A 26,705-nucleotide genomic window follows, 5' to 3' on the forward strand; every position below is an offset into this window, starting at 1 on the left:
GGGCTGGCGCCGCACGGTCTGGCCGGGACGAACCCGGTCAGGCCCCGCGCCGGCGGACGTACAACGCCGCCTGTCCGACGGTGAGCTGGAACCGAATGCGTAGCCGTGTACTGACGAACGGGTAGGACTGTCGCTACCGTCCCGGGTCATGAGAATCGTTCCGGCCAACGGCATCGAGCTGGCCGTCGAGACGCACGGTGATCCGGACGGCCTCCCGCTGCTGCTGGTGGGCGGGCTCGGGCAGCATCTCGTCGGCTGGCATCCCGACCTCGTGGCGAGCATGGTCCGGCGTGGCTACCACGTGATCACGTTCGACAACCGTGATGTCGGGCATTCCACCCATCTGGACTGGCATGGCCCGCCCGACCTGTTGGGGATCGTGTCCGGCCAGACCGCGCTCGCGCCCTACGGCCTCGAGGACATGGCCGCGGACACCATCGGGCTGCTGGACGCCCTCGGTGTCGAGTCCGCCCACGTGTTCGGCGTCTCGCTCGGTGGGATGGTCGCGCAGCTGCTGGCGCTGAACAGCCCGGACCGGGTGCGCAGCCTCACCTCCGTGATGTCCCACCCCGGAGATCACAGCGTCAAGCCGTCGGACGAGGCCGTCGAGCTGCTGCTACGGCCAAGCCCGACCAGCCTGGACGAGTTCATCGCCAGGGCGGAGGAGTCCGCGCGGGTGATCGGCTCGCCGGAGTTCGCGGTCGACGTCCCGTGGCTGCACAGCCGGTCGAGGCAGCTCTGGGAACGCCGGCAGAACCCCGCCGGGGTGGCGCGTCAGCTGGCGGCGATCCTGGTCGCGGCGGACCGCTCCGCGGCGCTGCGCGGCCTGCGGGTGCCGACGCTCGTGGTGCACGGAACGCACGATCCGCTGATCCCGGTGCGCGGCGGGCGGCTCACGGCGGCCACCGTTCCGTCCGCGGAGCTCCTGGAGATCGACGGGATGGCACATGATCTGCCCCGCGAGATCTGGGAGCGGCTTCTGGACCGGGTCGACGACGTCACCTACCACGGCGAGTCGCTGCGCGCGGCGGTGCAATGAGCCTCTTCCATCTCACGTTTGTCGAGTGCTGTAGCCACAGGTCGGAGTCGACGAGGGAAAAGGCTCAATGAGCCCTTTCCCTCTCCCGGTCCACGACCAGGTATGCAATGAGTCCGAGTGGACGACGGAGAAGGCTCAGTAACCCGGCTTCATCACCATGAGGCAGATGATCAGGATCCAGCAGGTGACCGTGGCGGCGGCGCCGATTGTGATCACCGGGAGCTGGCGGCGCGCGTCGCCGCCGCGCTCGATGTCGTGGACGGCCCGCCGCAGGCCCCTGGAAATCACGGCCATGCTGATCACTACGGCCGCGATCCACAACAGGCCGGATGTCAGCAGCCACGGATCACTGATCCGGCGAAGGCTGCCGAACGGTCCCCGCTGAACAATCACCAGTCCGAACACCGCGACCAGGATCGTCGCTGGCGGGAGGTACCAGGTGGTGCGGGCGGCTGCCCGCAGCCTGGACAGAGCGGCCGGGCCCGCGTGGACCAGCCAGGGTGCCGTCGCGATCGTCATGCAGAGCGGGCCGACCAGGAGGAACGCGGAGAGTACGTGCAGGGTCAGGAAGAGTCCGTAGCTGCCTGAATGCGGCATGACCAGACCGTATCGGGCGGCTGTTGCTGGCCGGTCCACCGGGCGGCGCCGCGCCGGCGGTTGCTCGACTGGTAGTCCCGACCGGCCGTCCGGCTGCTGTCAAAGGTCGTTCGACTGGTAGTAGAGCAGCTCGATCGCGCGACCGAAGTAGGTGCCGTAGACGGTCTCCGGGTCCGAGGCGTAGGCGTAGCTGACGACGCTGTCGACCCAGCCTGCGCCGGGCCCGGCCCGGCCGAGCCCGGTGAACAGCGGGCCACCGCTGGCCCCGCCGGTCATGTCACAGGCCAGGCCCATCGAGGTGGTGCCATAAGGGTCGTCGCTGGACGGCCCGGCACAGTAGATCAGCTCCTCGCCGGTGTACTTCCCGAGCCGGGGGTAGCCGAAGGCGTACTGGGCGAGCGTCCGGGGCTGGTTGAAGGCGATCTTCTCGCCGCCGACGACATTCTCGATGTGCTGCCCGGCGCGCGTGTTGAACAGGATGAAGCCGGTGTCGTAGTCGAAGTCGCCCCGCAGGCCCCAGCCCGGCGTCACGGTGATCAGCCGGGCGGCCCAGAGCCCGAAGGGCAGGGAGCCGTCGGAGTAGCCGGGCATGAAGGCCACGTTGGTCGCGAAGGCACCGCCGCTGCCCTCGTGCAGGCAGTGTCCGGCGGTCACCGCGAGGTCGCGTCCCGTGCTCGTCACGACCGTGGCGGAACAGGCGTAGTCGATGCCGTTGATCGTGGTGAACAGGCGGCCGACGGTCTTCGCCACCAGGCCGCCGTAGCGGTACGGCGACCCGGTGCTCGGCGGCGGTGGGCTGGTGGCCTCGAGGGTCTGATCGGTCCCGGTGGGCCCGTCGAGCCGCTTCGGCACTGGTCGGCCGTCCCGACCGGCCGCGTCCGCGACCTGGGCGCGGCTGCGCCGCTGTGCCGACCAGTAGGCGGAGATCCGGGCCTGCTCGAGATCGGTCCGGGCGACGGGAGCGGACATCGGCTTCGCGTACGGGCGGCTCAGCGGTTCGGAATAGGGACCCGCGAACGGCCCCGGCAGCTCCCGGCTGAGGGCGGACCGCAGGGACTGCGCCGGGCTGTGGTCGCCACCCGTCGCCGCGGAGGCCAGTGTGGGAAGCGCCGGCAGGAGGGTGCCGGGTACGAGGGCGCAGAGCGCGGCCGCCGCGGCCAGGGCGCCGGCGAGGTGCCGTCGTCCACGCCACCGCGACGCCGGTCGGCCCGTCGCCCGGGCTGGATCTGCCGGCCGCGGCCGGTTCGTCCGCCGCAGCCGGTTCGTCCGCCGTGGCCGGTTCCTCGACGGCCGATGCCGATCGGCTCCGCCGCCCCGTTCGCGGCCCTGGTCGTGGCCTCCGTCGTGGTCCTCGTCGCGCTCGCACTCTGTCACCACGACCGCGCACGGTAGCAGCTAGTTAACTGATAGTGCCTGCAGTTGGCGGTCGGTCTCTCAGCGAGCCACCCGGCGGGCCCCCCGGGCATGCAGGTAGTCCCGGATGACGTAGCTGCCGAGGGTGGCCGGGTCCGGCGAGAGCACCCGACCGCCGTTGCGCTGGGCCATCTCCTCGACGAACCGGACGAGCCGGGGCTCGTCGTCCAGCATGAAGACGTTGATCGTCACACCGCGGCGGGTCAGCCGCTCGACCTCGGCCAGGGTCAGCTCCAGGGTCTCGGGCATGGGTGGCCAGGAGAACGAGGACGAACCGTCCCGCTGCAGATGGGCGGTGGGCTCGCCGTCCGTGACCACCATGATCACCGGCTCGGACTCCGGATACCGGCGCAGCAGCCGGCCCGCGATCAGCAGCGCGTGCTGCAGGTTGGTGCCCTGCACCATCTCCGAGTCCAGCCCCGCGAGCTCCACGGGGCGCAACTCCCGCGCGTAGTCGGAGAAGCCGATGATGTGCACCTTGTCCTGGGGGAAACGGGTGGTGACAAGCGAATGCAGCGCGAGTGCCGTCGACTTCGCCACCCCCCAGGTGCCGCGCAGGGCCATCGAGTACGACAGGTCCACCAGCAGGCAGACGGCCGCGCTGGTGCGTCGCTCAGTCTCGGCGACCTCGAAGTCGTCGACGGAAAGCCGCACCCGGCGGCCCGGGCCGGGCGGCCCCGCCCGCAGCACCGCGTTGCGGACGGTGCGGACCACGTCGATCGGCTGGGTGTCGCCGAACTGCCAGCGCCGGGAGGTACCGAGCAGATCACCGGCGGAACCGGCGTCGGTGTTCGTGTGATCACCGCGCCCGCGCGCGGCGACCTCGCGGAAGATGCGGGCCAGCGCCGCGTCGCCGATGCGCCGCACCGCCCGCGGGGTGAGCTCCAGCGCGCCCGCGCGGCGGGTGATGAAGCCCTGTCGCTCCAGCTCACGCTCGATCTGCTGGAGCTGGCGCAGGTCGTCGACGGCGGTGCGGCCCAGCGCCCGCTCGACGGCTTCCGGGTCGACGTCGTCGAGGGAGGCGCCCGGGTAGTCCTGGCTGAGCGCGGCCGCGAGCTCGTCGAGTTCGGCGAGATCCTCCAGCGCGCTCGTGGCGTCCCCGAAGCCGAGCGGTTCGTCCCCGGTCATCGCCTCCGGGAAGCGTCCACGAGCCCGACCGCGCCCGCGTCCCCGCCCACCCCAGTCCAGGTCCGGGCGGGCTGACTGCAGCGCCCGCGACAGCCGGGACATCTCGCCGGACAGGCCCAGGTCCTCCATCGCGGTCGCCATCAGATCGGCCAGCTCCTGGCGTTGCGCCGGAGTGAGGCCGGCCAGCAGCCGCTGGGCCGCGGCGGCCCGCCGGGCCAGCGAGTCGACAAGCTCCTCGAGGTCGCGGGGGTTCTCCGGGAAGAACTCGCCGTGCCTGCGCATGAACTCCTCGAAGCGGGCCCCGGTCTCCTCGCCCCGCGCGTCCGCCTCCAACAGGTCGTTGAGATCGCGGACCATCTCGCGCACGCGCGCCAGGTCGTCCGGGGTGGCGCCCTGCAACGCCTGCTTCATCCCGCGGAACTGCGCGTCGAGCACCTCGCGGCGCAACAGGTCGGAGATCTGGTCGTAGGTCTCGCGGGCCTGCTGCGAGCGCCAGTCGTAGTCGGCGAGCTCCCGCACCGCGCGGGCGGGATCGGACGGCAGCGCGTCCAGCTCCGCCTCCCGTAGCCGCGCCTCGTCGCCGGGGTCGGGGAACAACGCGGCCCGCTCCTGGCCGATGGCCGTGTCGAGCAGACGGCGGACCTCGTCGAGGGTGCCGTCGAGCCGGCCGCGGGAACGGGCCTCACGGCGGCGGCGCTCGATCGCGCGGCGCAGGTCGTCGAGGCCGCGGCGGCCCGGCATGCCCCGGCGCAGCAGGGTGTCCAGGGCCTCCCGCGGCGTGCGTCCCTCCAGGATCTGGTGGGACATCTCGTCGACGGCGTCGGTTGCGGAGAAGGGGGACGCCAGCGGGTCGGGCCCGCCGTCCCAGGGGCCGTATCGGAACTGTCCGGAGCTCACCGGTGCCTCCTGGTGGCCTGCCGCGTGATTCTGTTTGTGGTCGGGCGAGTCGCGCGTGGCCGGGCGAACCGCCTGACGGGGCGAACCGTCCGACGGTCAGCCGCCGTACACCGTCCGCCCGGGCAGTTCCTCCTTGGCGAGGCGCCGGTTGAGGTGCAGGCCCTCCATCGCCAGCTCCAGCGCCGCGGCGGCCAGCCCCGGCGACTCCGCCCCGTCGACCTCCAGGCGAGTGAGGATCGCTGACAGGCCTGGTACCGGCCCGATCCGGCGCAGCAGCTCGGCGGCCGGGACGAGATCGCCGGTCTCCACGGCCCCGTCGCGCTCGAAGCGTTCCTGCAGACCGGAGAGGTCGGTCCCGGCGAGCTTCGCGCGGAAGGTCTCCGCGATGGCCCGGCGCAACATCAGCGCCAGGACCTCGTCCTCCCGGCCCTCCTCCAGCTGGTCGAACTCGACCTTGCCGCGGACCGCCGGCACGATCGCGGCGAGGTCGACGACCCTTGCGGTCGCGCTGTCCTCCCCGGTCAGCGCCGCCCGCCGAACGGCGGAGGCGGCCACCGTCTCGGCCGCCGCGACCGCGAGCCGGGCCGAGACACCGGAGCGCTGGTCGACCTGCGGCGCGTCGCGGACAAGCCGGGTGAAGCGGGCCACCACCTCGATGAGGTGGTCGGGCAGCTCGGGGGTGCCCAGCGGCGCGTCGGCCCAGGAGATCACGGCCTCCTGGCGGATGAGGCTCAGCTCGTCGTCCAGCCGCAGCGGGTAGTGGGTGCGGACCTCGGCACCGAAACGGTCCTTGAGCGGGGTGATGATGCGGCCGCGGTTGGTGTAGTCCTCCGGGTTCGCGGAGGCGACCAGCAGCAGGTCCAGCGGTAGCCGCAGCATGTAGCCGCGGACCTGGATGTCGCGCTCCTCCAGCACGTTGAGCAGCGCCACCTGGATGCGCTCGGCGAGGTCGGGCAGCTCGTTCACGCTGAAGATGCCGCGGTTGGTCCGCGGCACCAGCCCGTAGTGCACGGTTTCGGGGTCGCCGAGAGTGCGGCCCTCGGCGACCTTGACCGGGTCGACGTCGCCGATCAGGTCACCGACGCTGGTGTCGGGGGTCGCCAGCTTCTCCCCGAACCGCTCGGAGCGGTGCCGCCAGGTCACGGGCAGCTGCTCGCCGATCTCGGCGAGCAGCAGGCGGCACCGGCCGCAGACCGGAGCGTAGGGGTGATCGTTGATCTCGCAGCCGGCCACGGCGGGCGACCACTCGTCGAGCAGACCGACGAGCGTCCGGATCAGACGGGTCTTGCCCTGGCCTCGCTCGCCCAGGAACACGATGTCGTGCCCGGCGAGCAGTGCCCGCTCGACCTGCGGGAGAACGGTGTCGTCGAAACCGACGATGCCCGGGAACCGGGGTTCGTCCGACCGCATCCGCGCAAGCAGGTTCTCCCGCAGCTCGGCCCGCACCGACCGGTGACGATGGCCGGAAAGGCGCAGGTCAGCAAGGGTGATGGCGGCTGGCGGAGGCCCGGATGCCGAGGGGGTGGCGGTGTGGTTCGTGGGAGGTGTGGACGGACTGTGCGGAGCCGGCGGATCTGCCACCAGCTGACGGTACGTCCACACCGGCCCGCGCGCAGCGGCATGGGATGTCGTCCGCTTATGGCGTAGTCGCGTTATGGCGTCGCCGCGCCGGCCCGCCAGCCCGCTCCCGTCGGCTCACCGCGCCCCATGGCAGGTGCGTAACCGCAGGTACGGGTCCCGCAGGTACGGGTCCCGCAGGTACGGCGCCGCTAGGCCGCTCAGCCCGCGTACGGCGACACCGCGACGATCTCCACCGCGGCCGAACGGCCGTTCGGCAACGTGTAGTTCACCGTCTCGCCGGCCTTGTGGCCGGTGACGGCGCCGCCGAGGGGAGATGCGGGAGAGAACACCTCGATGCTCGTGCTGTGATCCTCGCGTGAGCCGATGAGGAACTTCTCCGTCTCCTTCTCACCGGGGAACCTGATCTCGACGATCATCCCGGGCCCGGCCTCACCGGACACGGCGGGCGCGGTCTCGCCGACCCGCGCGTCGCGGAGCAGATCCATCAGCTGGCGGATCCGGGCCTCCTGCTTGCCCTGCTCCTCCTTGGCCGCGTGGTAGCCACCGTTCTCCCGCAGGTCGCCTTCCTCACGGGCTGCCTCGATCTTCGTGGCGATCTCCGTACGCCAGGTGCCCGTGAGGTACTCGAGCTCGGAGCGAAGTCGGTCGTAGGCCTCCTGGGTGAGCCAGGTCTGCTGCGTCACGCGTCACGCTCCTCGAGGAATACCAAAGTTCTGAGTCTATCGGAGGGAGCCGAGGCTCCCGGCGGCGCGCCCGGGTGGGGCCCGCTCACGGCAGGCGCCACGGGGCTGTTGCTGGTTCAGTGCTGGTCGCTGGTTCAGTGCTGTTGCTGCTTCAGTGCGAGCAGGTGGTCCGGGCCGCCCTCGACGTCGGTTCCCACGGTGCGAGGTCGTCATGACGACTTCCCGCCGTGGTCACGGGCCGATGATCCCTCAAAGGTGGGCCCGACGACGATGTCGGTTTGCAGACGACGCCACCTGCCAGAGACCGTCCGCCCGCAGACCGGTGAACCGGCATCTTTGGAGCGTGTGCGGACGGTGTATTGTGCCACGCCGCTCGGTGACTTTTCCAGATCGAGAGTGAGCTGGGTCTCGTTTGTGCCGGTCGGTCCCTCGTTCCCGGGGCGGTCGACCGCCCCGGTTGGCGGGCAGCCAGGCGGTTGAGGGCCCCCGAGGGGCTGCCCTGCGGCGGCCCAGGTGGCCGCCGCGCGAGCGCTGGCCGGCCCGGTCCGCTCCGGACGTCAGCCACAATGGGCTGCATGCTCCCGGCCGAACAGGAGCGTGGTCTGCGGCTCATGGCCGTCCACGCGCATCCCGATGACGAGTCCAGCAAGGGCGCGGCGACGATGGCCCGCTATGCCCACGAGGGCGTCGAGGTGCTGGTGGTCACGTGTACCGGCGGTGAGGCGGGCAGCATCCTCAATCCGGCCATGGATTCGCCCGAGGTCCTCGCGCGGATGCCAGAGGTCCGGCGTGAGGAGATGGAACGGGCACGGAAGATTCTCGGAGTGCAGCAGGAGTGGCTGGGGTTCATCGACTCGGGGCTGCCCGAAGGTGACCCGCTGCCGCCACTGCCCGAGGGGACCTTCGCCACGCAGCCCCTCGCGGACGCCGCCCGCCCGCTGGTGCGCCTGATCCGCCAGTTCCGCCCGCAGGTCGTCACGACCTACGACGAGAACGGCGGCTACCCGCATCCGGATCACATCATGACCCACCAGATCAGCGTGGAGGCGTTCGAGGCCGCCGGTGACCCCTCCCGCTATACCGAGGTGGGCGTCGAGGTGGGCCTTGCGCCGTGGCAGCCGCTGAAGCTCTACTACCACCTGACCTTCCACAAGGACCGCATCCTCGCCCTGCACGAGGGGATGCGCGCCGCGGGCCTGGAGTCGCCCTACGCGAAGCGGCTGGACGAATGGATCGACCGGGCGGAGGACACCGGCCGGTTGACCACCCGGGTCCGCTGCGAGGACTGGTTCGAGGTCCGGGACCGCGCCCTGCTCGCGCACGCCACCCAGGTCGACCCGGACGGGCCGTGGTTCCGGGTGCCGCTCACCCTGCAGCGCGACGCCTGGCCCACCGAGGACTACCAGCTCGCCCGGTCCCTGATCGAGGTGGGCGTACTACCCGAAGACGATCTGTTCAACGGAATCCGCTGAGACTACAGGAGGTGCTGGTCAGTGGATGACACGTCCGGCGGGGTGCGGCTCGCCGCCGAGATAGGCACGGGCACCAGCGGCGCCCTCGTGGTCTTCGTGCTGATCCTCGCGTCAGCCGGGCTCTTCGTGCTCCTCTCGAAGAGCCTGCGCAGGATGCGGACGAACGTGGAGAACGGCGAGTTCGGCCGGCCGCGCGGGGATCTGACGAACCGCGGCGAGGCGGGCGGTGACCCGGCGGCGGGCGCCCTGGCCACCGCCGAGCGCGGCGCCGAGGGGCCCGCGGGTGCGAGTGCGGGCGCGGCCGCGCCGGCCAAGGGGGCGAAGGGAGCCAAGGAGAAGCTTCCCCGCCAGCGCGGCAGACAGGGAGCAGCGGAGGACACGGGAACCGGCTCGGCCTGAGCCGAGCTCCCGCCCCGCACGGCCACCCGTGGCACGGCCACCCGCCGGGGATCCCGCGCCCTCGCGCAGCGCCAATAATTCATCCCAAGAGGGACAAAAGGGGCGCGGGCTCGCTTGGTAATCCGCAAGAGTTGAGGATTTCGGTCGCGAGAACGACCACGATCCTCAACTCTTGCCCGGCAGCAGCCACGCCCACGGCTCGGAGCTCGGAGCTCGGAATCTGCCCGATCATTCGTCCGGCCCGCGGCGGCCCCCGCCACGATCCTTTTTGATCTCACTACGGCGCTTCTTGCCGGCCAGCCGCCGCTCGACCGAACCACGGGTGGGGCTGGTCGGCCGCCGTGGCCGCGGCGGAGGTGCCGTGGCCTCCCGCAGGATGGCGGCCAGCCGGGCCGCCGCGGCCTCCCGGTTCCGTAGCTGTGAACGATGCTCGGACGCGGCCAGGGTCAGGACCCCGCCGACCAGGCGACCCTCCAGCCGAGCCAGCGCCCTGGCTCGCATCCGCTCAGGCACGGATGGCGCCCGGGCGAGATCGAACGAAAGCTCCACGCGGCTGTCCGAGGTGTTCACCGACTGCCCACCCGGCCCCGCGGATCGCGAGTAGCGCCACGTGAGCTCGCCGGCCGGGATCGCGAACCCCGGCCGGATCATCAGAACGCTCGGCAGCACCCCGCCATCGTCCCAGGGCGACGGCCCGGTCGTCGCGGGCATTTCGGGCTGATCCGCCCGCGACGCCGTTACCCGTTGTGCCGCCAGCCCGGCTGTGCCGCCAGCCCGGCTGTGCCGCCAGCCCGGCTGTGCCGCCAGCCCGGCTGTGCCGCCAGCCCGGCTGTGCCGCCAGCCCGGCTGTGCCGCCAGCCCGGCTGTGCCGTCAGCCCGGCTGTGCCGCCAGCCCGGCTGTGCCGTCAGCCCAGGGCGATGTTGACGATCCGGCCGGGGACCACGATGAGGCGCTTGACGGTCTTGCCGGCCGTGTGGCGGGGGTAGTCCTCGTGTGCCTCCAGCGCCTGGCGCACCGCGGCCTCGTCCGCGTCGGGCGCGACGTCGATCGTGAACCGCACCTTGCCGTTGACCTGCACCGGCAGGCGGACCGTCGAGGCCGCGGCCAGCGACTCGTCCCCCTCGGGGAAGGGGACGGTCGAGACCGAGCCGGCGTGCCCCAGCCGCGTCCACAGCTCCTCGGCGAGGTGTGGTGCCAGCGGCGCCACCATCAGCACCATGGCCTCGGCCAGCTCCCGCGGCGGCCCGGCGAGCCCGGCGCCGAAGTGCTTGCTGGCCAGGTTGGTCAGCTCGATCAGCCGGGCGACCGCGGTGTTGAACCGCAGCTCGGCGTAGTCCGTCCGGACGGCCAGGATCGTCCGGTGCAGCGCCCGGGTGACCTCGTCGCCCGACTCGATGTCGCCAAGCCCGGTGTCACGCACCCGCGGCTCGCCGGACTCCTCGTCGATGATGTTGCGCCAGAGTCGCTGCAGGAACCGGTACGAGCCGACGATGTCGTCGGTTCGCCATGGGCGGTGCGCGTCCAGCGGCCCCATCGCCATCTCGTAGACACGCAGCGTGTCCGCCCCGTAGCTGTCGTACATCTCGTCAGGGCTGACGCTGTTCTTGAGGCTCTTGCCCATCTTGCCGGAGCGCCGGTTCACCGGGGCCCCGTCGTGGGTGAAGGTCCCGTCCGCACCGCGGACGACCTCGGCGGCGGCGACGTACATCCCGCGCTCGTCGGTGAACGCGTCGGCCTGGATGTAGCCCTGGTTGTAGAGGCGCTTGAACGGCTCCCGGGTCGAGACCAGGCCCAGGTCGTACAGCACCTTGTGCCAGAAGCGCGCGTAGAGCAGGTGCAGGACGGCGTGTTCGACGCCACCCACGTACAGGTCGACGCCGCCGTCGCCGGCGGGTCCGCGCTCGGAGTGCATCCAGTAGCGCTCGACGGTCGGGTCCACGAACCGCTCGGAGTTCGTCGGGTCGAGGTAGCGCAGGTAGTACCAGCAGGAGCCGGCCCACTGCGGCATGGTGTTCAGCTCGCGCCGGTACTCACGCGGGCCGTCGCCGAGGTCGAGGGTGACCGTGGTCCACTCCGTGGCCCTCGCCAGCGGCGGGACGGGCTCGCTCTCGTCGTCGTCGGCCATCGCGCGCGGCCGGAAGTCGGTCATCTCGGGCAGCTCGACCGGCAGCTGGTCCTCGGGAACCGCGATCGGCAGCCCCTCGTCGTCGAAGACGATCGGGAACGGCTCGCCCCAGTACCGCTGGCGGGAGAACAGCCAGTCGCGCAGCCGGTAGGAACGGGTGGCCCGGCCGCGGCCGGCGTCCTCCAGCCAGCCGACCGTGGTCTTGATGGCCTCGGCCTTCGACAGGCCGACGAGGCCCGGGCGGTTCGGCGGGCCGGGCAGATACGTGCCCTCACCGGCGAACGGCGCGGGCCAGGCGGACGCCGGCGTTCCCGCGGGCACCCCGTGCTCGGAGTGCCAGGCCTCATCCGGCTCCAGCACGGCCTGTACCGGCAGGCCGAACTCGCGGGCGAAGGAGAAGTCCCGGTCGTCGTGCGCCGGCACCGCCATGATCGCCCCAGTGCCGTAGCCGAGCAGGACGTAGTCGGCCAGGAAGACGGGAATCGCGTCACCGCTGACCGGGTTCGTCACGAACGCCCCGGTGAACACGCCGGTGCGGTCGATCTCCGCACCGCCGCGCTGGCGGTCGCTGCGCCGGGCGGCGAAGGCGCGGTACGCGTCGACGGCTGCCTGTGGGGTCCAGTGCTCCTCGAGCGGGCCGGCGGGCCGGCCCTGCGCGAACTGCCAGCTGGCCGGGGTGTCGACCGGCCAGTCGGTGGCGATCAGCGCGTCGACGAGCGGGTGCTCCGGAGCCAGCACCAGGAAGCTCGCGCCGGGCAGCGTGTCGGGACGGGTCGTGTAGACCTCGATGTCGACCGGCGCGCCGGCGTCGCCACCGGCGTCGCTTCCGGCGCTGGCACCGGTCGTCGTGGTGAACCGGACGGCGGCGCCGTCACTCGGCCCGATCCAGTTGCGCTGCATCTGCTTGATGGAGTCGGGCCAGTCGACCAGGTCGAGATCCGACATCAGCCGGTCGGCATAGGCGGTGATCCGCATCATCCACTGGCGCAGCGGGCGCCGGTAGACCGGATAGTTGCCGATGTCGCTGCGCCCCTCGGGCGTGACCTCCTCGTTGGCCAGCACCGTGCCCAGGCCCGGGCACCAGTTCACCAGCTCCTCGGAGATGTAGGTGAGGCGGTGGGCGTCGACGACGCGACGCCGTTCGCTCGCCGTCAGCTCGGACCACTCGGCCTGGCGGGGGTTGGCCTCGCCGGCGCCCGGCCCGACCGCCGACCGGCGCCCGCTCTCGAACGCCTCGACCAGCTCGCTGATCGGCCGGGCCCGGCCGGCCTCGTCGTCGTACCAGCTGTTGAAGATCTGGAGGAAGACCCACTGGGTCCAGCGGTAGTACGTGGTGTCGGTGGTGGCGATCTCGCGGCGTGTGTCATGACCCAGACCCAGCCGGGAGAGCTGGCGGCGCATGTTCGCGATGTTCGCCTCGGTCGTCACCCGCGGATGCTGGCCGGTGTTGATGGCGTACTGCTCGGCGGGCAGCCCGAAGGCGTCATAGCCGAAGGTGTGTAGCACGTGGCGTCCGGTCATCCGCAGGAAGCGGGCGAAGACGTCCGAACCGATGTAGCCGAGTGGGTGGCCCACATGCAGACCCGTCCCGCTCGGGTAGGGGAACATGTCCAGCACGTAGAACGGATCGCGGCCCTGGACGGCCTCGAAGCCGGCGGACAGCGGCCCGGTCGGGTTCGGCGACTCGAACGTGCCGTCCTTGAGCCACCGCTGCTGCCAGCGCTGTTCGATCTCCGCGGCGAGCCGCGAGTCGTAGCGGTGGGGCAGGTCGGCGTCGCCGCCCGCGGGCGTCACGGGGGTTTCGCGCTCGGTGGGCTCGTTCATCGCAGGTCGCATCCCAAGACATCGATCACTGTTGACCCGTGCCCGCTCGCGCGCCCCCTGGCCGACGACGGACGGCCGCTGGCCCGCCAGGGCGGTGGCGGTGGCGATGATGGTCGTGGGCCGGGGCGCGGGAACGGCGTGGATCACTCCTGGCGTCCAGCGTATCCGGGCGGCCGCGATCGCCGGCGGCGGCGCTGTCGGCCGGCCGCTGTCGGCCGGCCGCGGGCGGGCGGGTTGCGGGGCCGGCCGGCGTCGGCGATCGCGGGTCCGGGGTCAGGCGGCCTCGTACCTGAGGGCGGGGCCGAGGAGCAGGCCGCCGTCGATGACGAACTCCGAGCCGGTGGCGAAGGACGCCTCGTTGGAACTGATGAACAGCAGGGCGCGGGTGATGTCGTCGGGCTGGCCGAGCCGGGGGATGGCGAAGGGCTCGGGGGAGTAGAAGTCCGAGATCGGTGCGTCGGCCCCCGCGGCGGGCTCGGTGATGAACGGGGTGGCTATGACGCCGGGGTGGATGGCGTTGACGCGGATGTTGTCACGGCCGAGCTCCAGCGCGGCGGTCCTGGTGAGGCCGCGGACAGCCCACTTGCCGGCGACGTACGGGGCGTAGTGGGCGGTGCCGCCGATGCCGGATGTGGAGGCGATGTTGACGATGACCCCTCCGCCGTTGCGGCGCAGGGAGGGAACGGCCGCCTTGATGCCCAGGAACGTGCCGGTGAGGTTGATGTCGAGGACGCGGTCCCACACGCGGCGGTCGGTGGCTTCGACGGGAGCCGCCGGATTCTGCACGCCGGCATTGTTGACCAGGATCGACAGCGGGCCGAAGTGCTGTTCGGTGGCGGCGATGGCGGCGTTCCAGGATTCCTCGTCGGTGACGTCGAGGTGGACGAACAGGGCGCGGTCGCCGAGCTCGGCGGCGAGGGCCCGGCCGCCGTCGTCGTTGATGTCGGCGATGACGACGCCTGCGCCTTCGGCATGGTAGGCGCGCAGATGGCTGGAGCCCTGGCCGCCGGTGCCGCCGGTGACGAGAACGGTGTGGTTGTCGAAGCGTCCCATGGTGGATGGCCCTTTCAGGTAGTGAGACGAGCGACTCGCCTCGCATCTGAACCTAGGGTGCGACACGTGGTGAGTCAAGTGGCTCACCTTCTCGTCTAGGCTGGTGCCATGACCAGCGAGCCCTCGGCCTACCACCAGCGCGTCGCCGAGCAGAAGCGGGCCGCGATCCTGGAGGCGGCCACCCGCCTGTTCCTCGACTCCGGCTATGACCGGACCTCGCTGGCGAAGATCGCAGAGGCGGCGGAGGTCTCCAAGGCCACCCTGTTCAGGCAGTTCCCCACGAAGGCGGCCCTGTTCGACGCGATCGTCACGGCTTCCTGGGACTCGGGGGACGACGAGGTGCGGCCCCCGGCCGGCGACCTGCGGGCAGGTCTGACCGCGATCGGCCGCCGCTATGTGGACCTGCTCACCCGCCCTGGCATGGCCGACCTGTTCCGCATCGTCATCGCCGAGCTGCCCCGCTTCCCCGAGCTCGGGGAGACCCAGTTCAACCGAGGCAAGATGCCCTACTTCGAGTCCGTCCGCGGCTACCTGGAGGCCGAACGGGACGCCGGGACGATCGCTGTGGACGACCCCGACCTGGCCGCCACCCAGTTCCTCGGCATGATCTCCAACTACGTCTTCTGGCCGCGGATGCTGCTTCCCCGCTGGCCTCTCGACGACGCCACCAACGAACGCGTCGTGGCCGAGGCGGTCCGGACGATGGAGGCCAGGTACGGCACGGCGGCTCAGGCCGCCGAGGGGTGAGTCGGTCCGGTCCCGTGCCCAACCCCGGCCTCGGGCCCGCGGCCACCGGCGCCCGACATACAGACGTGGCCGCGGGCCTGCCCGCACTTCCCGGCGGGCCGGGTCAGCGGCTGGCGAGGGCGCGGATCTCGGCGGCGATGAGGGCCGGGTCCTCCTCGGCCATGAAGTGCCCACAGCTGACGGTGCGGTGGCGCAGGTCGGGCGCCCAGGCCCGCCACAGCCCTTCGGCGTGGTAACCGAGGGCCGCGCCCCAGTCCTGCTGGAGCACGGTGACGGGCATGGCGAGGCGGTTCCCGGCCTCGCGGTCGGCGCTGTCGTGGGCCACGTCGATCTGCGCCGAGGCCCGGTAGTCGGCGACGATGGAGGGAACGGCGCGAGCACTGGAATCGAGGTAGTGGCGGCGGACGGCAGCCGGGACGGCGTCCGCGTCGTTCGCCCACGCGTCGAGGAAGTAGCCGAAGAACGCGTCGGCACTCGACCGGATCATCGTCTCGGGCAGGCCCGGCGCCTGGGCCATGAGGTAGAGGTGGAAGCCCACCGCAGCGGACACGCCGTGCATCGCGTCCCACATGTCGAGGGTCGCGAGGATGTCCAGGAGGAGCACGCGGGCCACCGCCTCCGGGTGGTCCAGAGCCGCCCTGAACGCCACCAGCGCGCCTCGGTCGTGGCCGGCCAGGGTGAAGCGCTCGTGCCCCAGCTCGGTGGCCAGGCGGGCGACGTCCCGGGCCATGGTCCGCTTGGCGTAGACCTCGGGCCCGGTCTCGGCGGGCTTGTCGCTTGCTCCGTAGCCGCGCAGGTCGGGGCAGATGACGGTGTGGTCGGCTGCGAGGTCGGCGGCCACATGCCGCCACATGAGCCGGGTCTGTGGGAAGCCGTGCAGCAGCACGACGGGCGGGCCGGACCCGCCGACCTCGGCCTCCACGGTGACCCCGTCGTCGACCTGCACACGGTGGACGTCGAATCCGGGAATGCTCAGAGGGTGCACTGGCTGCTCCTGGTAGTCGTGGGCGGGGCCGGGGCGGCCCGGTGCCCGAGGCGAGGCCCATGCTGCGAGCCCCGAATGAGCGATCGATGAGTGACGGCGCGGCCTGCGAGCCGGCACCCGTCGGCGCCGCCGGACCGGCCGCCGGGTGGAGGATCCTGCGGTGGAGGACCTGTGGTTCGGACTGCTGGGACCGGTGGCCGCCTGGCGGCCGGCCGGTGAGCCGGTCGCTCTCGGGGCACCCCGCCACCGGGAGGTGCTGGCTCGGCTGTTGGTCGCCCGCAACCGGGTGGTTCCGATCGACCGGCTGGTCGCCGACCTGTGGGACGGTGAGCCCCCGGCCGGCGCGGTCGCCGCGGTGCGCACGTTCGTCGCCGCGCTGCGGCGCGCGCTCGAACCGGACCGGCCGCCGCGCACCGCCTCCCGGCTGCTGGCCACGCAGGGCCCGGGCTACGTCCTGCGCGCGGCCCGCGATGCCGTCGACGCCTGCCGCTTCGAGGACGCCGCGGCCCGCGCCGCGGCCGCGGCGCCACTGACCGCCGCCGCGCTGTGGGACGAGGCACTCGACCTGTGGCGGGGGCCCGCTCTCGCCGACTTCCCGCACGCCTCCTGGTGCGTTGCCGAGCGCACCCGGTTGACGGAGCTGCGGCTACGCGCGGTCGAGCAGCGCGCCGATGCGCTCGTGGCAACGGGCCGCGCCCGCGACGCACTGCCCGACCTGGAGGCCCACGCCACCGCCCATCCCGGACGGGAGGACGCCTGGGTGCTGCTGGCCACCGCCCTCGACCACGCCGGCCGTCCGGGCGACGCCCTTGCCGCCCTGCGCCGTGCGCACGGTTTGGTCGTCCGGCCCGCCGGGGCAGGCCCGTCCCCCGCGCTCACCCGCGCCGAAGCTCGGATCACCGCCGGCCGATCCGCCCCCGGCGTGGCGCGGACCACCGTGGGCGCCGGCATCGCCGACAGCGTGTGGGACCGGACGGCGGCCGCCTGGGACCGATCGGTGCCCGCACGCTCGCGGGCCCGGCTACACGCCGCGGCCGGCCTGGTACGCGATCTCGCCGTCACCGGTGCGGCCGGGCTGGCGGAGGCGCGTGCCCAGCGCGGTGACGTGGTCGCGGCGGCCGAGGCGACCGGCGATCCGGTGCTGGCGGCGCAGGTGATCGCCTCCTATGACGTCCCTGCCGTGTGGACCAGGGCGGACGACCCGGCCGCGTCGGGCGAGCTGGTCCGTGCGGCGGCCCGCGCCGCCGCTGGAGTCCCGGAGGGGCCGCCGGTGCTGCGTGCGCGGCTGCTGTCGGTCGTCGCGGTGGAGTCCCGCGGCGATGCCGCCGCGGACCGGCCGCCGCCGCTCGCCGGGGCGGCCCCGGCGGATGAGCCGTGGCGGCTGCGCGCCGAGCGCGCCGCGGACGAAGCGGTCCGCCTGGCCCGGGCCCAGGGGGACCCGTCGGTGCTGGCGTTCGCCCTCAACGGTGCCTTCATGCAGGCGTTCGGCCCGTGCGGCGGGGCCGCCCGGCGTGCCGCCATCGGCGTCGAACTGACCGGTCTCGCCGTCGACCACGGCCTGCCGAGCCACGAGATCCTCGGTCGGATCGTCCGCCTCCAGGCCCTGGCCGCGCTCGGCGACCTGGACGCCGCCGGAGCCGAGGCCGACGCGGTGGACCGGCTCGCGCACCGGCACGAACGCCCGCTGGCCGGTGTCTTCACCGCCTGGTTCCACGCTCTGCGAACCTGCGAGGAGCACGGCTGGGACCGGGCTCGACCGCTCTACGACCGCGCCCTCGCGGCCACCGCGACCGGCGGGATGCCCGGTCTCGCCGCAGGCGCCGACGCCCTGGTCGCGCTCGTCCCCGTGCTGCGTGGCGACGGCCTGCCCGCGCCTGGCCAGCTCGCCGCCGTGGACGTCGGCCCCTACGGACCGTGGCTGAGCCCGCTCCTGCTGGCGGCGGAAGGCGCTCACGACGAGGCCCGGCGCGCCCTCGCCGCTGTCCCGCGCCCACCCCATGACCACCTGCAGGAGGCGCTGTGGTGCGTCCTGGCCCGGGCAGCGGCAGCGGTCGGCCAGCACCAGGTCCTGCGCCGCGCCCGTGACGAACTCGCCGCCGCCGTGGGCGAGTCGGCCGGCGGCGGCAGCGGGCTGGTCTCGTTCGGGCCGGTCCGCCACCATGCCGAGGCCGCTGCTGCCGCGCTGCGCGACGCTCCGTAGGGACATCCGCCAGACGGCCGCGGAGGCGGACTCGGCAGGCTCCGGCGGGGGATCGGGCCGTCGCGATGGCATGGTGGTGCGGTGCCCAACAAGCTCGCGGAGCAGACTTCCCCCTACCTTCTGCAGCACGCGGACAACCCGGTCGACTGGTGGCCGTGGGGGCCCGAGGCGTTCGCCGAGGCCACGGCCCGTGGCGTGCCGGTGCTGCTCTCGGTCGGCTATGCGTCCTGCCACTGGTGCCACGTCATGGCCCATGAGTCGTTCGAGGACGCGCAGATCGCCGCGTACATGAACGAGCATTTCGTCAACATCAAGGTCGACCGGGAGGAGCGTCCCGACGTCGACTCGGTCTACATGGATGTGACGGTCGCCCTCACCGGGCACGGCGGCTGGCCGATGACGGTGTTCCTCACCCCGGCGGCCGAGCCCTTCTTCGCCGGCACCTACTTCCCACCCCGCCCGCGCCAGGGCCAGACGTCCTTCCCGCAGCTACTGACCGCGGTGTCGGACGCCTGGACCCAGCGCCGGGAGGAGATCGAGGAGGCCGGCGCGGACATCGCCCGCCGGCTGGCGGAGGTCGTCGCGCTGCCCGGCGGCACCGCCGGTGGGGAAGGCGGCCCCCAGCTCGGCGCCGATCTGCTCGACGGCGCGGTCGCCGGGCTCGCCGGCCGCTTCGACGCGCGCCACGGCGGGTTCGGCCCGAAGCCGAAGTTCCCGCCGTCCATGGTCGCCGAGCTCCTGCTCCGGCACTGGGCTCGTACCGGCGACGACAGGGCGCTCGAGATGGTGCGCGTCACCTGCGAGCGGATGGCCCGCGGCGGTATCTACGACCAGCTCGCGGGCGGCTTCGCCCGGTACAGCGTCGACGCCACCTGGACCGTCCCGCACTTCGAGAAGATGCTCTACGACAACGCCCAGCTGCTGCGCGTCTACCTGCACCTGTGGCGGGCCACCGGCTCTGCGTTGGCTGAGCGGGTGGTGCGGGAGACCGTCGAGTTCCTGCTCACCGACCTGCGGACGCCCGAGGGCGGCTTCGCGTCCGCGCTGGACGCCGACGCGGTGCCCGCCGGGCAGCCGAACGCGCACCCGGAGGAGGGAGCCAGCTACTCCTGGACGCCCGCCCAGCTCGCCGACGTCCTCGGCCCGGAGGACGGCGCCTGGGCGGCCGGGGTTCTCGGTGTCACCGAGGCCGGGACCTTCGAGCACGGCACCTCCGTGCTGATGCTGCCCGCGGACCCGGACGACCCGGCCCGGTTCGCCCGGGTCCGGTCCGCGCTCGCCGCGGCGCGGTCGAGCCGGCCGCAGCCCGCCCGCGATGACAAGATCGTGGCCGCCTGGAACGGGCTGGCGATCGCGGCGCTCGCCGAGGCGGGCGCGCTGCTGGCCGAGCCGGCCTGGATCGCCGCCGCCACCCGGGCCGCCGAGCTGCTGCGGGACGTCCACCTGCACGACGGCCGGCTGTGGCGGACCAGCCGCGACGGCCGACGGGGGCCGAACGCCGGCGTGCTGGAGGACTACGGGTGCGTCGCCGACGGGTACCTAGCGCTGCACCAGGTCACCGCCGACCCGCGGTGGCTCACACTCGCCGGGGAGCTGCTGGATGTCGTGCGCGCCCGGTTCGCGGCCCCGGACGGCGGTTTCTTCGACACCGCGGACGACGCCGAGGCGCTGCTGCGGCGGCCGCGGGAGTCGTCCGACTCGGCGACACCGTCCGGGCAGGCCGCCGTGGCCGGGGCGATGCTGACCTTCGCCGCGCTGACCGGCTCGGCCGAGCACCGCGACGCGGCGGTCGCGACGGTCGGGCTGCTGATGCCACTGCTCGCCAAGGACGCCCGGTATGCGGGCTGGGCTGGTGCGGTGGCCGAGGCGGTCCTGGCCGGTCCGGCCGAGGTCGCGGTGGTCGGTCGTCCGGACCTGGAGCGGCTGGCGCGGCTGGGCACCGCACCCGGCGCTGTCGTCGTCACCGCTGGTCCGCTCACCGCCGGGCGCGCCGATCCGGCTGTGTACGTGTGCCGTGACTTCGTCTGCGAGCTGCCGGTGACCACCGCTGAGGAGGTCCGGGCCAAGCTCGGCGTCCGGCTTCTCACCTGACCCTGGCGCTCCGTCTGACTCTGGCGCTCCGTCTGACCCTGGCACTTCGGGCCGCTCGACGATCAGCTTGGACGCCGCACCGAGACCGGCTGGTTTCCGACGACTCCACGCGTGCGCATAATGTTGTAAGCGTGTAATCATGGATGGGGTCGCGTTCCAGCCCGGCCGGTGCGTCGTCGGCGCAGTGAGGTCGTCGGACCAGTGCGCCTTCGCCATCTCACTGCGCACGGTCAGGGATGCCGCCGGCCCGGGTCGACGATGGAAAAGGCTCAAAAGGCTCAGTGGAGGGGACTGTCATGGCCGGTCTTCGAGGGCGAGGGCCTGGGCGGGGAGCCGAACGGGATGAACCCGTTCCCGCGGACGAGATCGCCGCGTGGTTCGCAGCCAGGGTTCCCGCGGGCTGGTTCACCGGGCCGCCCCGCGTGACGATCGACCGGGACGAGATCACGGTCATCGGCGCTCTGGTGCAGCCTGACCCGGCCGGGGCAGCCCCGGGCGGGTCGGCCGCGGGGCCTGGTGCGGGGTCTGATGCGGCCACGAGTGGGCCCGCCGCCGCGGCCGAGGCAGCCGGCTGGATCCGGCGCTTCCGCGAGGAGACGAGGGACGGCCGGATCGTGCTGGCACGGGAGGCTGAGCAGCGGTTCGGGCGCAAGGTGGCCTGGGGTGTCTCGTTCGGCGGCGCGACCGAGCTGTTCACAGCCCTGTCCGTCCCGGTGATGACCCGGCTTCGCCAGCCGGAACGGCAGGTCCTGGACACGCTGGTGGATTCAGGTGTTGCGCGGAGCCGTAGTGAGGCCCTTGCCTGGTGCGTCCGGCTGGTGGGGGAGAACGCGGATGCGTGGCTGGCCCGCCTGCGAGAAGCGATGGAAAAGGTCGAGCAGATCCGGGCCGAAGGTCCGGGAATTTAGTCGCTCCTCGCGGATGCGGCCGATTCTTCCCGTCGGCCGCGAGCCGGTCGGCAAGGCGAAACCGGCTGTCCGCCGGGTGCTCTACCCGGTGTCGGGTGAAGTCCGGTGAATGGGTTTCCCGGCCTGCTTCTGGCGCCTCGCCTCGGACCGGCTCCTCGTCACCGAGAGTGGCATCGTGTGGATGTGGGCAGGTCGGCGAGAGCCTTGTGATCTGTGCGTTTCGACGTCTTGTCAAAGACGCGGCGATGTGCCTCCGCTGTCACCGGAATGCCCCGGTTCTGTCATCGGATCGCCCCGGTGTTGTCACTGGATCGCCACCGCGCGGTAACCGGAACGCAGCGAGCCGGTAACGGGATCGACGCGGGCCCGGTCGCGCAACGGTACGTTCGCGTCACCCGCCGTGGGGTGGAGGGCCGTGCGGTCACCTGAAGCGGGTGGCCTCGGGTGACCCCGGGTGACTCCGGAGCGGGTGACTCCGGAGTCGGTGACCGTCGCTTCCCGGTCCCTGCTAGCCGAGCATTGCGATCATCAACGCGATGTAATGGCAACAGGCGGCGACGAGCGTGAACGCATGGAACACCTCGTGGTAGCCGAACGTGCTCGGAGCGGGGTTGGGTCGTCGCGATGCGTACACCAGGGCGCCGAGGCTGTAGCAGGCGCCGCCCACCAGGAGCAGCACCGTCGCGGCCACCCCGGCCTGATGTATCACCTCGGGGATGACGAAGACGGCCACCCAACCGAGCGCGATGTAGAGCGGCACTATCAGGAAGCGCGGAGAGTGCAGCCAGAGCATGCGCAGCGCGACACCCAGCGCCGCGCCGCCCCACACAACGCCCAGCACGACGCGGGCTGTGCGCGGGGGCATGGCGATGAGTGCGAATGGCGTGTAGGTGCCGGCGATGAAGACAAAGATCATGGAGTGGTCGAGGCGCTTCATCAGCTCGCGGGCGCGTGAGGTCGACCACATTTTTCGGTGATAGAGGGCACTGGTTCCGAACAGCGCTGCAATGCTCAGCGCGTAAACGGTCATCCCCAGGCGAGCCCTCATCGTGGTCGCGAGTGCCACCGCAATGACACCGAGTGCGAGGCTCACGGGGAATGCTCCGGCGTGTAGCCAGCCCCGCATGCGTGGTCGCACCAGGTCACGTGGATGTGCGTTCCGGGCTGTGTCGTCGATGCCCGGGGTCTGCCGAGCGAGGGAGGCCACGGCACAGCACGATATCCGGTCCGCATCCAGGTCACGAAGCGGAGCGGCTCGGCGTCGGTCGGTTCGCTCCGGATCGTGATGGATCCTACGTTTCCGCGTACTGCCTACCGCGCGACTCTGCACCGAAAGCGCGGTACAGTCTAATGATCCTGAACGCGGCCTCGAACTGCCCCGTTTCCCGCATGTTTGTACCTGGGTGTCTGGTGGTGTTCGGGTGCGAACGAGGCACCTGACTGAGGGCACTCGCACACGGGACGAGAACGCGACAGGTCAACTCGACCGGAGGTGTGAGCTGTGACGACTGCGGCACAGATTCCCGGGCTGGATGCCGCCCCCACCAAGCACGCCAGGTTGATCGCCTGGGTGCGTGAGATCGCCGAACTCACCCAGCCGGACCGTATTGAATGGTGCGACGGCTCGGAGTCCGAGTTCGATCGACTGGCAACGCTCCTCATTGAGAAGGGCACCCTGGTCCGGCTTGCCGACGACAAACGCCCGAACAGCTTCTACGCTGCGTCGGATCCGAGCGACGTCGCGCGGGTGGAAGACCGGACCTACATCTGTTCAGAAAAGGCCGAGGACGCCGGCCCGACCAATAACTGGTTGGACCCGGCGGAAATGCGCACGAAGCTGGGTGAGCTTTTCGCCGGGTGCATGCGCGGGCGGACGATGTATGTCGTCCCCTTCTGTATGGGCCCGCTCGGATCCCATATTTCCGCTCTTGGTGTCGAAATCACCGACTCGCCGTATGTGGTCATCTCCATGCGCACGATGACCCGTATGGGTGCGCCGGCCCTGGAGCAGCTCGGCGAGGATGGTTTCTTCGTCCCCGCGGTGCATTCACTGGGCGCACCGCTGGAGCCGGGTCAGGCCGACGTCCCGTGGCCGTGTAATTCGACCAAGTACATCACCCACTTCCCGGAGAGCCGCGAGATCTGGTCCTACGGGTCGGGGTACGGCGGCAACGCCCTGCTCGGCAAGAAGTGCTACGCACTGCGTATCGCCTCGGTCATGGCTCGTGACCAGGGGTGGCTCGCCGAGCACATGCTGATCCTCAAGCTGACCTCGCCCGAGGGGAAGGTCCACTTCGTGGCCGCCGCCTTCCCGTCGGCGTGCGGCAAGACCAACCTCGCCATGCTGATCCCGACGCTGCCCGGCTGGAAGGCCGAGACCGTCGGTGACGACATCGCCTGGATGCGCTTCGGTGAGGACGGCCGCCTCTACGCCGTGAACCCGGAGGCAGGCCTGTTCGGCGTCGCGCCGGGTACTGGTGAGGAGACCAACCCGAACGCCGTCAAGACGCTGTGGGGTAACGCGGTCTTCACGAACGTCGCCCGCACCGACGACGGCGACGTCTGGTGGGAGGGCCTCACCCCGGACAAGCCCGCGCATCTGATCGACTGGAAGGGCCGGGACTGGACCCCCGAGTCCGCCGAGCCGGCGGCGCACCCGAACGCCCGGTTCACCGTGCCGGCCAGCCAGTGCCCGACGATGGCGCCGGAGTGGGAGGACCCGTCCGGTGTCCCGATCTCGGCGATCCTGTTCGGCGGGCGCCGCGCGACGGCGGTTCCGCTGGTGACCGAGGCGCCGGACTGGCAGCGCGGAGTCTTCTTCGGCTCGATCGTCGCGTCGGAGACCACGGCGGCCCAGGCGGGCGCGATCGGGAAGCTGCGGCGTGACCCGTTCGCCATGCTGCCCTTCTGCGGCTACAACATGGCCGACTACTTCGCGCACTGGCTGAAGATCGGCAAGGGCTCCGACGCGGACAAGCTGCCGCGGATCTACTACGTCAACTGGTTCCGTAAGAGCCCCGAGGGGCGCTACCTGTGGCCAGGGTTCGGCGAGAACAGCCGCGTGCTGGCCTGGATCGCGAGCCGTCTCGACGGCGCCGCGAAGGGCGTGGAGACGCCGCTGGGCATCCTGCCCGCGCCCGGCGAGCTGCAGACCGATGGCCTTGATGTCTCGGCGGAGGACCTGGAGACGCTGCTGACGGTCGACACCGAAGTGTGGCGGCAGGAGGCCGAGCTGATCCCCGAGCACTACAACACCTTCGGTGACCGACTGCCGGAGGAGCTGTGGGCCGAGCACGAGGCGCTGATCAAGCGTCTCAACGGCTGACAGCCGCGCGGGCCGGGTAGCTGGCTGGCCGGGCTCCCCGCCTGGCCGGCCGACCCGGGCCGAGCCCGGCCGACGCGCACGGCGACGCGCGGGCTCGCGGACCGGCGCCCGCGTCACCACGCGGAGATCACGCCGAAACATTCGACGGACCGGCGCCCACGATCATTTCGTGGGCGCCGGTCCGTCTTTGTGCGTGCCGGTGGCCTCGGCTTCCAGGCGGCCGGCCGGTCGCGTGCGGATGACCGGCCGCCGAGAGCCAGTCCGGGCGCGGCCCCGGCCCGGGTCGTCCGCGGCCGGGCCGCGACCCCACGGTCTGAACAGGGTGTCGCCGCGTCGTCGGAGGTGCCGGGACCAAGGCCGGCCCTGGCCAGCGGAATGCGACGGAGCCCCCGAACCAGTCGACTGGTTCCCGGCCGCCTCGACGTGCCCGCGGAGGTTCCCGGTTGCGGGGTGGCAGGAGTCTCATCGGAGAGTGACGCCCGGATCCTCGCGGCTATCGCATCTGAGAAGAACCAGTCGGTTTCGTACCGTGAGATTATTCGCAGAAGGTGACTAGTACCCGGCCATCGCCGAGCATAGACCACGAAGGGCACACAAAGACAAGCGAAGCGTGTTGTAAGAAGTTGGTCGCCATCTTGCTGGGTGACGGCTAACGTGAGAGCCCTAGCGTCTCAAGTCGTGGCCGGCATCGGGTCGGCCACTCGGGAGGCCCCTCGGTGCCGCAAATGCGACAACGCCAGGAGGCCGGTACCCGGCCTCTGCCAGGGGGCCCGGTCCCGGATACCTCCGAGTAGGCGGGTGGGCGTGTGCCACGAACGCATGTCGTCGACACAAGCGTGCTGCTCTCTGATCCTGGCGCGCTGCTGCGGTTCGCGGAGCACAATGTCGTGCTCCCCCTTGTCGTCATAGGGGAGCTGGAAGCCAAGCGGAACCACCCGGAGCTGGGTTGGTTCGCCCGGGAGGCCCTGCGCATCCTGGACGACCTCCGGATCCGGCACGGCCGGCTCGATCAGCCGCTGCCGTTGGAATCCGGGGGAACACTACGGGTCGAACTTAACCACACCGACTCGTCCGTGCTTCCACCGGGGTTCCGCGTGGACGACAACGACTCCCGGATCCTCTCCGTGGCCCTCAACCTCGCCGGCGAAGGCGCCGACGTCGTGCTGGTCACGAAGGATCTCCCGCTGCGGGTGAAGGCGTCCGTCGTCGGGCTCGCCGCCGAGGAGTACCAGGCGCTGTCGCCGGTGGACAGCGGCTGGAGCGGGATGGCGGAGCTCATGGTCAGCCAGGACGATCTGGACCGGCTCTACGCCAAGGAGCTGGTGGAGATCCCCGAGGCGGCCGACCTGCCCTGCCACACCGGGCTGGTGCTGACCACGACGGGCGGGAGCGCCTCCGCGCTCGGCCGGGTCACCGCCGACAAGTCCATCCAGATCGTGCGCGGTGATCGGGACGCCTTCGGCCTGCACGGCCGTTCCGCCGAGCAGCGGGTGGCCCTCGACCTCCTGCTCGACAACGAGGTCGGCATCGTCTCCCTGGGCGGCCGGGCCGGAACGGGCAAGTCCGCGCTGGCGCTGTGCGCCGGCCTGGAGGCGGTCATGGAACGCCGCCTGCACCGCCGGGTCGTCGTCTTCCGCCCGCTCTACGCCGTCGGTGGCCAGGATCTCGGCTACCTGCCCGGCAGCGAGAACGAGAAGATGGCGCCCTGGGCGCAGGCCGTCTTCGACACCCTCGGCGCGCTCGTGTCGCCCGAGGTCATCGAGGAGATCGTCGACCGGGGCATGCTGGAGGTCCTCCCGCTCACGCACATCCGCGGCCGATCGCTCCACGACGCCTTCGTCATCGTGGACGAGGCCCAGTCGCTGGAGCGTGGCGTGCTGCTGACCGTGCTGTCCCGGCTCGGCCAGGGCTCGCGGGTCGTGCTCACCCACGACGTCGCGCAACGTGACAACCTGCGGGTGGGCCGGCACGACGGAGTCGCCTCGGTGATCGAGACACTCAAGGGCCACCCCCTGTTCGCGCACGTCACCCTCACCCGTTCCGAGCGCTCGCCGATCGCCGCGCTGGTCACGACCATGCTTGAGGACCTCGTCCTCTGAGACGACCAGAACGGCGGAACTTGCCCAGTTTTGCCTAACCGCGCGAACGGCGCATCGCGATGGCCTCGTCGCTGGTAGTGGCAGGCGACGAGGCCGGACCCGGTGGCCACCGGAGAAGAGTTCGCGGGAACTACTGAC

General features: G+C 71.7%; 19 protein-coding genes. 9 read left to right on the plus strand and 10 right to left on the minus strand.

All coding sequences use genetic code 11. From position 1 onward, the window contains the following. Positions 1-148: 148 nt before the first annotated feature. On the plus strand, positions 149-1,039 hold the full coding sequence (locus FREUN1FDRAFT_RS09845; protein ID WP_006539869.1) for an alpha/beta fold hydrolase: 891 nt from the start codon (positions 149-151) through the stop codon (positions 1,037-1,039). A 135-nt stretch (positions 1,040-1,174) separates the two neighbouring features. On the opposite strand, the gene FREUN1FDRAFT_RS09850 is transcribed toward FREUN1FDRAFT_RS09845, so the two are convergent. The 5 genes from FREUN1FDRAFT_RS09850 to greA form a co-directional block, all read right to left on the minus strand. Then, positions 1,175-1,636: a hypothetical protein gene (locus tag FREUN1FDRAFT_RS09850; protein WP_006539870.1), complete on the minus strand. Its 462-nt coding sequence runs from the start codon at positions 1,634-1,636 to the stop codon at positions 1,175-1,177. Positions 1,637-1,735: 99 nt separating this feature from the next. Further along, on the minus strand, positions 1,736-3,013 hold the full coding sequence (locus FREUN1FDRAFT_RS09855) for a serine protease (protein ID WP_006539871.1): 1,278 nt from the start codon (positions 3,011-3,013) through the stop codon (positions 1,736-1,738). Positions 3,014-3,070: 57 nt separating this feature from the next. After that, the gene (locus FREUN1FDRAFT_RS09860) at positions 3,071-5,074 is read right to left on the minus strand and encodes a VWA domain-containing protein (protein WP_006539872.1); all 2,004 of its coding nucleotides are present in this window, start codon (positions 5,072-5,074) and stop codon (positions 3,071-3,073) included. A 96-nt stretch (positions 5,075-5,170) separates the two neighbouring features. Continuing rightward, complete coding sequence (locus FREUN1FDRAFT_RS09865) at positions 5,171-6,655, minus strand: magnesium chelatase (protein ID WP_035951172.1); 1,485 nt, start codon at positions 6,653-6,655, stop codon at positions 5,171-5,173. 197 nt (positions 6,656-6,852) lie between these two features. Then, positions 6,853-7,338 carry a transcription elongation factor GreA gene (gene greA / locus FREUN1FDRAFT_RS09870; RefSeq protein ID WP_006539874.1) on the minus strand — a complete coding sequence of 162 codons (486 nt, stop codon included), beginning with the start codon at positions 7,336-7,338 and terminating at the stop codon, positions 6,853-6,855. A 566-nt stretch (positions 7,339-7,904) separates the two neighbouring features. Here greA and mca point away from each other — a divergent pair. Together mca and FREUN1FDRAFT_RS09880 are read left to right on the plus strand one after the other, a co-directional pair. After that, positions 7,905-8,810, plus strand: coding sequence for a mycothiol conjugate amidase Mca (mca, locus tag FREUN1FDRAFT_RS09875; protein WP_006539875.1), 906 nt, complete (start codon positions 7,905-7,907; stop codon positions 8,808-8,810). Between the two features lie 21 nt (positions 8,811-8,831). Beyond that, complete coding sequence (locus tag FREUN1FDRAFT_RS09880; RefSeq protein WP_006539876.1) at positions 8,832-9,209, plus strand: hypothetical protein; 378 nt, start codon at positions 8,832-8,834, stop codon at positions 9,207-9,209. A gap of 228 nt (positions 9,210-9,437) precedes the next feature. Here the strand turns inward: FREUN1FDRAFT_RS09880 and arfB are convergent, their stop codons facing one another. The 3 genes from arfB to FREUN1FDRAFT_RS09895 all read right to left on the minus strand — a co-directional run bounded on the left by arfB (position 9,438) and on the right by FREUN1FDRAFT_RS09895 (position 14,212). Next, on the minus strand, positions 9,438-9,860 hold the full coding sequence (arfB, locus tag FREUN1FDRAFT_RS09885; protein ID WP_035951173.1) for an alternative ribosome rescue aminoacyl-tRNA hydrolase ArfB: 423 nt from the start codon (positions 9,858-9,860) through the stop codon (positions 9,438-9,440). A gap of 254 nt (positions 9,861-10,114) precedes the next feature. Further along, positions 10,115-13,159: a leucine--tRNA ligase gene (locus tag FREUN1FDRAFT_RS09890; RefSeq protein WP_035951174.1), complete on the minus strand. Its 3,045-nt coding sequence runs from the start codon at positions 13,157-13,159 to the stop codon at positions 10,115-10,117. Positions 13,160-13,432: 273 nt separating this feature from the next. Beyond that, positions 13,433-14,212, minus strand: a complete 780-nt coding sequence (locus FREUN1FDRAFT_RS09895) for a glucose 1-dehydrogenase (protein ID WP_006539879.1) — start codon at positions 14,210-14,212, stop codon at positions 13,433-13,435. Positions 14,213-14,320: 108 nt separating this feature from the next. Between FREUN1FDRAFT_RS09895 and FREUN1FDRAFT_RS09900 the strand changes: the two genes are divergently transcribed. Then, positions 14,321-14,959 carry a TetR/AcrR family transcriptional regulator gene (locus tag FREUN1FDRAFT_RS09900; protein WP_006539880.1) on the plus strand — a complete coding sequence of 213 codons (639 nt, stop codon included), beginning with the start codon at positions 14,321-14,323 and terminating at the stop codon, positions 14,957-14,959. Between the two features lie 103 nt (positions 14,960-15,062). Here FREUN1FDRAFT_RS09900 and FREUN1FDRAFT_RS09905 read toward each other — a convergent pair whose 3' ends face one another. Continuing rightward, on the minus strand, positions 15,063-15,944 hold the full coding sequence (locus FREUN1FDRAFT_RS09905) for an alpha/beta fold hydrolase (RefSeq protein ID WP_006539881.1): 882 nt from the start codon (positions 15,942-15,944) through the stop codon (positions 15,063-15,065). A 160-nt stretch (positions 15,945-16,104) separates the two neighbouring features. Here FREUN1FDRAFT_RS09905 and FREUN1FDRAFT_RS09910 point away from each other — a divergent pair, with 160 nt between their 5' ends. The 3 genes from FREUN1FDRAFT_RS09910 (at position 16,105) to FREUN1FDRAFT_RS09920 (ending at position 21,143) form a co-directional block, all read left to right on the plus strand. Next, positions 16,105-18,144 carry a BTAD domain-containing putative transcriptional regulator gene (locus tag FREUN1FDRAFT_RS09910; protein ID WP_006539882.1) on the plus strand — a complete coding sequence of 680 codons (2,040 nt, stop codon included), beginning with the start codon at positions 16,105-16,107 and terminating at the stop codon, positions 18,142-18,144. Positions 18,145-18,225: 81 nt separating this feature from the next. Continuing rightward, positions 18,226-20,235: a thioredoxin domain-containing protein gene (locus FREUN1FDRAFT_RS09915; protein WP_006539883.1), complete on the plus strand. Its 2,010-nt coding sequence runs from the start codon at positions 18,226-18,228 to the stop codon at positions 20,233-20,235. Between the two features lie 296 nt (positions 20,236-20,531). Continuing rightward, positions 20,532-21,143, plus strand: a complete 612-nt coding sequence (locus tag FREUN1FDRAFT_RS09920) for a hypothetical protein (protein ID WP_006539884.1) — start codon at positions 20,532-20,534, stop codon at positions 21,141-21,143. A gap of 508 nt (positions 21,144-21,651) precedes the next feature. Here the strand turns inward: FREUN1FDRAFT_RS09920 and FREUN1FDRAFT_RS09925 are convergent. Then, a complete protein-coding gene (locus FREUN1FDRAFT_RS09925) occupies positions 21,652-22,269 on the minus strand; it encodes a hemolysin III family protein (protein ID WP_035951177.1) in 618 nt (205 codons plus the stop codon). Positions 22,270-22,644: 375 nt separating this feature from the next. On the opposite strand from FREUN1FDRAFT_RS09925, the gene FREUN1FDRAFT_RS09930 reads away from it, so the two are divergent. Beyond that, on the plus strand, positions 22,645-24,468 hold the full coding sequence (locus FREUN1FDRAFT_RS09930) for a phosphoenolpyruvate carboxykinase (GTP) (protein ID WP_006539886.1): 1,824 nt from the start codon (positions 22,645-22,647) through the stop codon (positions 24,466-24,468). Between the two features lie 806 nt (positions 24,469-25,274). After that, the gene (locus tag FREUN1FDRAFT_RS09935; RefSeq protein WP_006539887.1) at positions 25,275-26,567 is read left to right on the plus strand and encodes a PhoH family protein; all 1,293 of its coding nucleotides are present in this window, start codon (positions 25,275-25,277) and stop codon (positions 26,565-26,567) included. The last annotated feature ends 138 nt before the right edge of the window (positions 26,568-26,705 follow it).

The organism is Parafrankia sp. EUN1f, assembly GCF_000177675.1.
In the GTDB taxonomy this organism is placed as follows: Bacteria; Actinomycetota; Actinomycetes; order Frankiales; family Frankiaceae; genus Parafrankia.

Bases quoted from the DNA above. Each gene is read 5' to 3' on its own strand.
- FREUN1FDRAFT_RS09845 (WP_006539869.1), top strand. From the start codon at position 149: ATGAGAATCGTTCCGGCCAACGGCATCGAGCTGGCCGTCGAGACGCAC.
- FREUN1FDRAFT_RS09850 (WP_006539870.1), bottom strand. From the start codon at position 1,636: ATGCCGCATTCAGGCAGCTACGGACTCTTCCTGACCCTGCACGTACTC.
- mca (WP_006539875.1), top strand. From the start codon at position 7,905: ATGGGCTGCATGCTCCCGGCCGAACAGGAGCGTGGTCTGCGGCTCATG.
- arfB (WP_035951173.1), bottom strand. From the start codon at position 9,860: ATGATCCGGCCGGGGTTCGCGATCCCGGCCGGCGAGCTCACGTGGCGC.
- FREUN1FDRAFT_RS09890 (WP_035951174.1), bottom strand. From the start codon at position 13,159: ATGAACGAGCCCACCGAGCGCGAAACCCCCGTGACGCCCGCGGGCGGC.
- FREUN1FDRAFT_RS09895 (WP_006539879.1), bottom strand. From the start codon at position 14,212: ATGGGACGCTTCGACAACCACACCGTTCTCGTCACCGGCGGCACCGGC.
- FREUN1FDRAFT_RS09900 (WP_006539880.1), top strand. From the start codon at position 14,321: ATGACCAGCGAGCCCTCGGCCTACCACCAGCGCGTCGCCGAGCAGAAG.
- FREUN1FDRAFT_RS09920 (WP_006539884.1), top strand. From the start codon at position 20,532: ATGGCCGGTCTTCGAGGGCGAGGGCCTGGGCGGGGAGCCGAACGGGAT.
- FREUN1FDRAFT_RS09925 (WP_035951177.1), bottom strand. From the start codon at position 22,269: ATGCGGGGCTGGCTACACGCCGGAGCATTCCCCGTGAGCCTCGCACTC.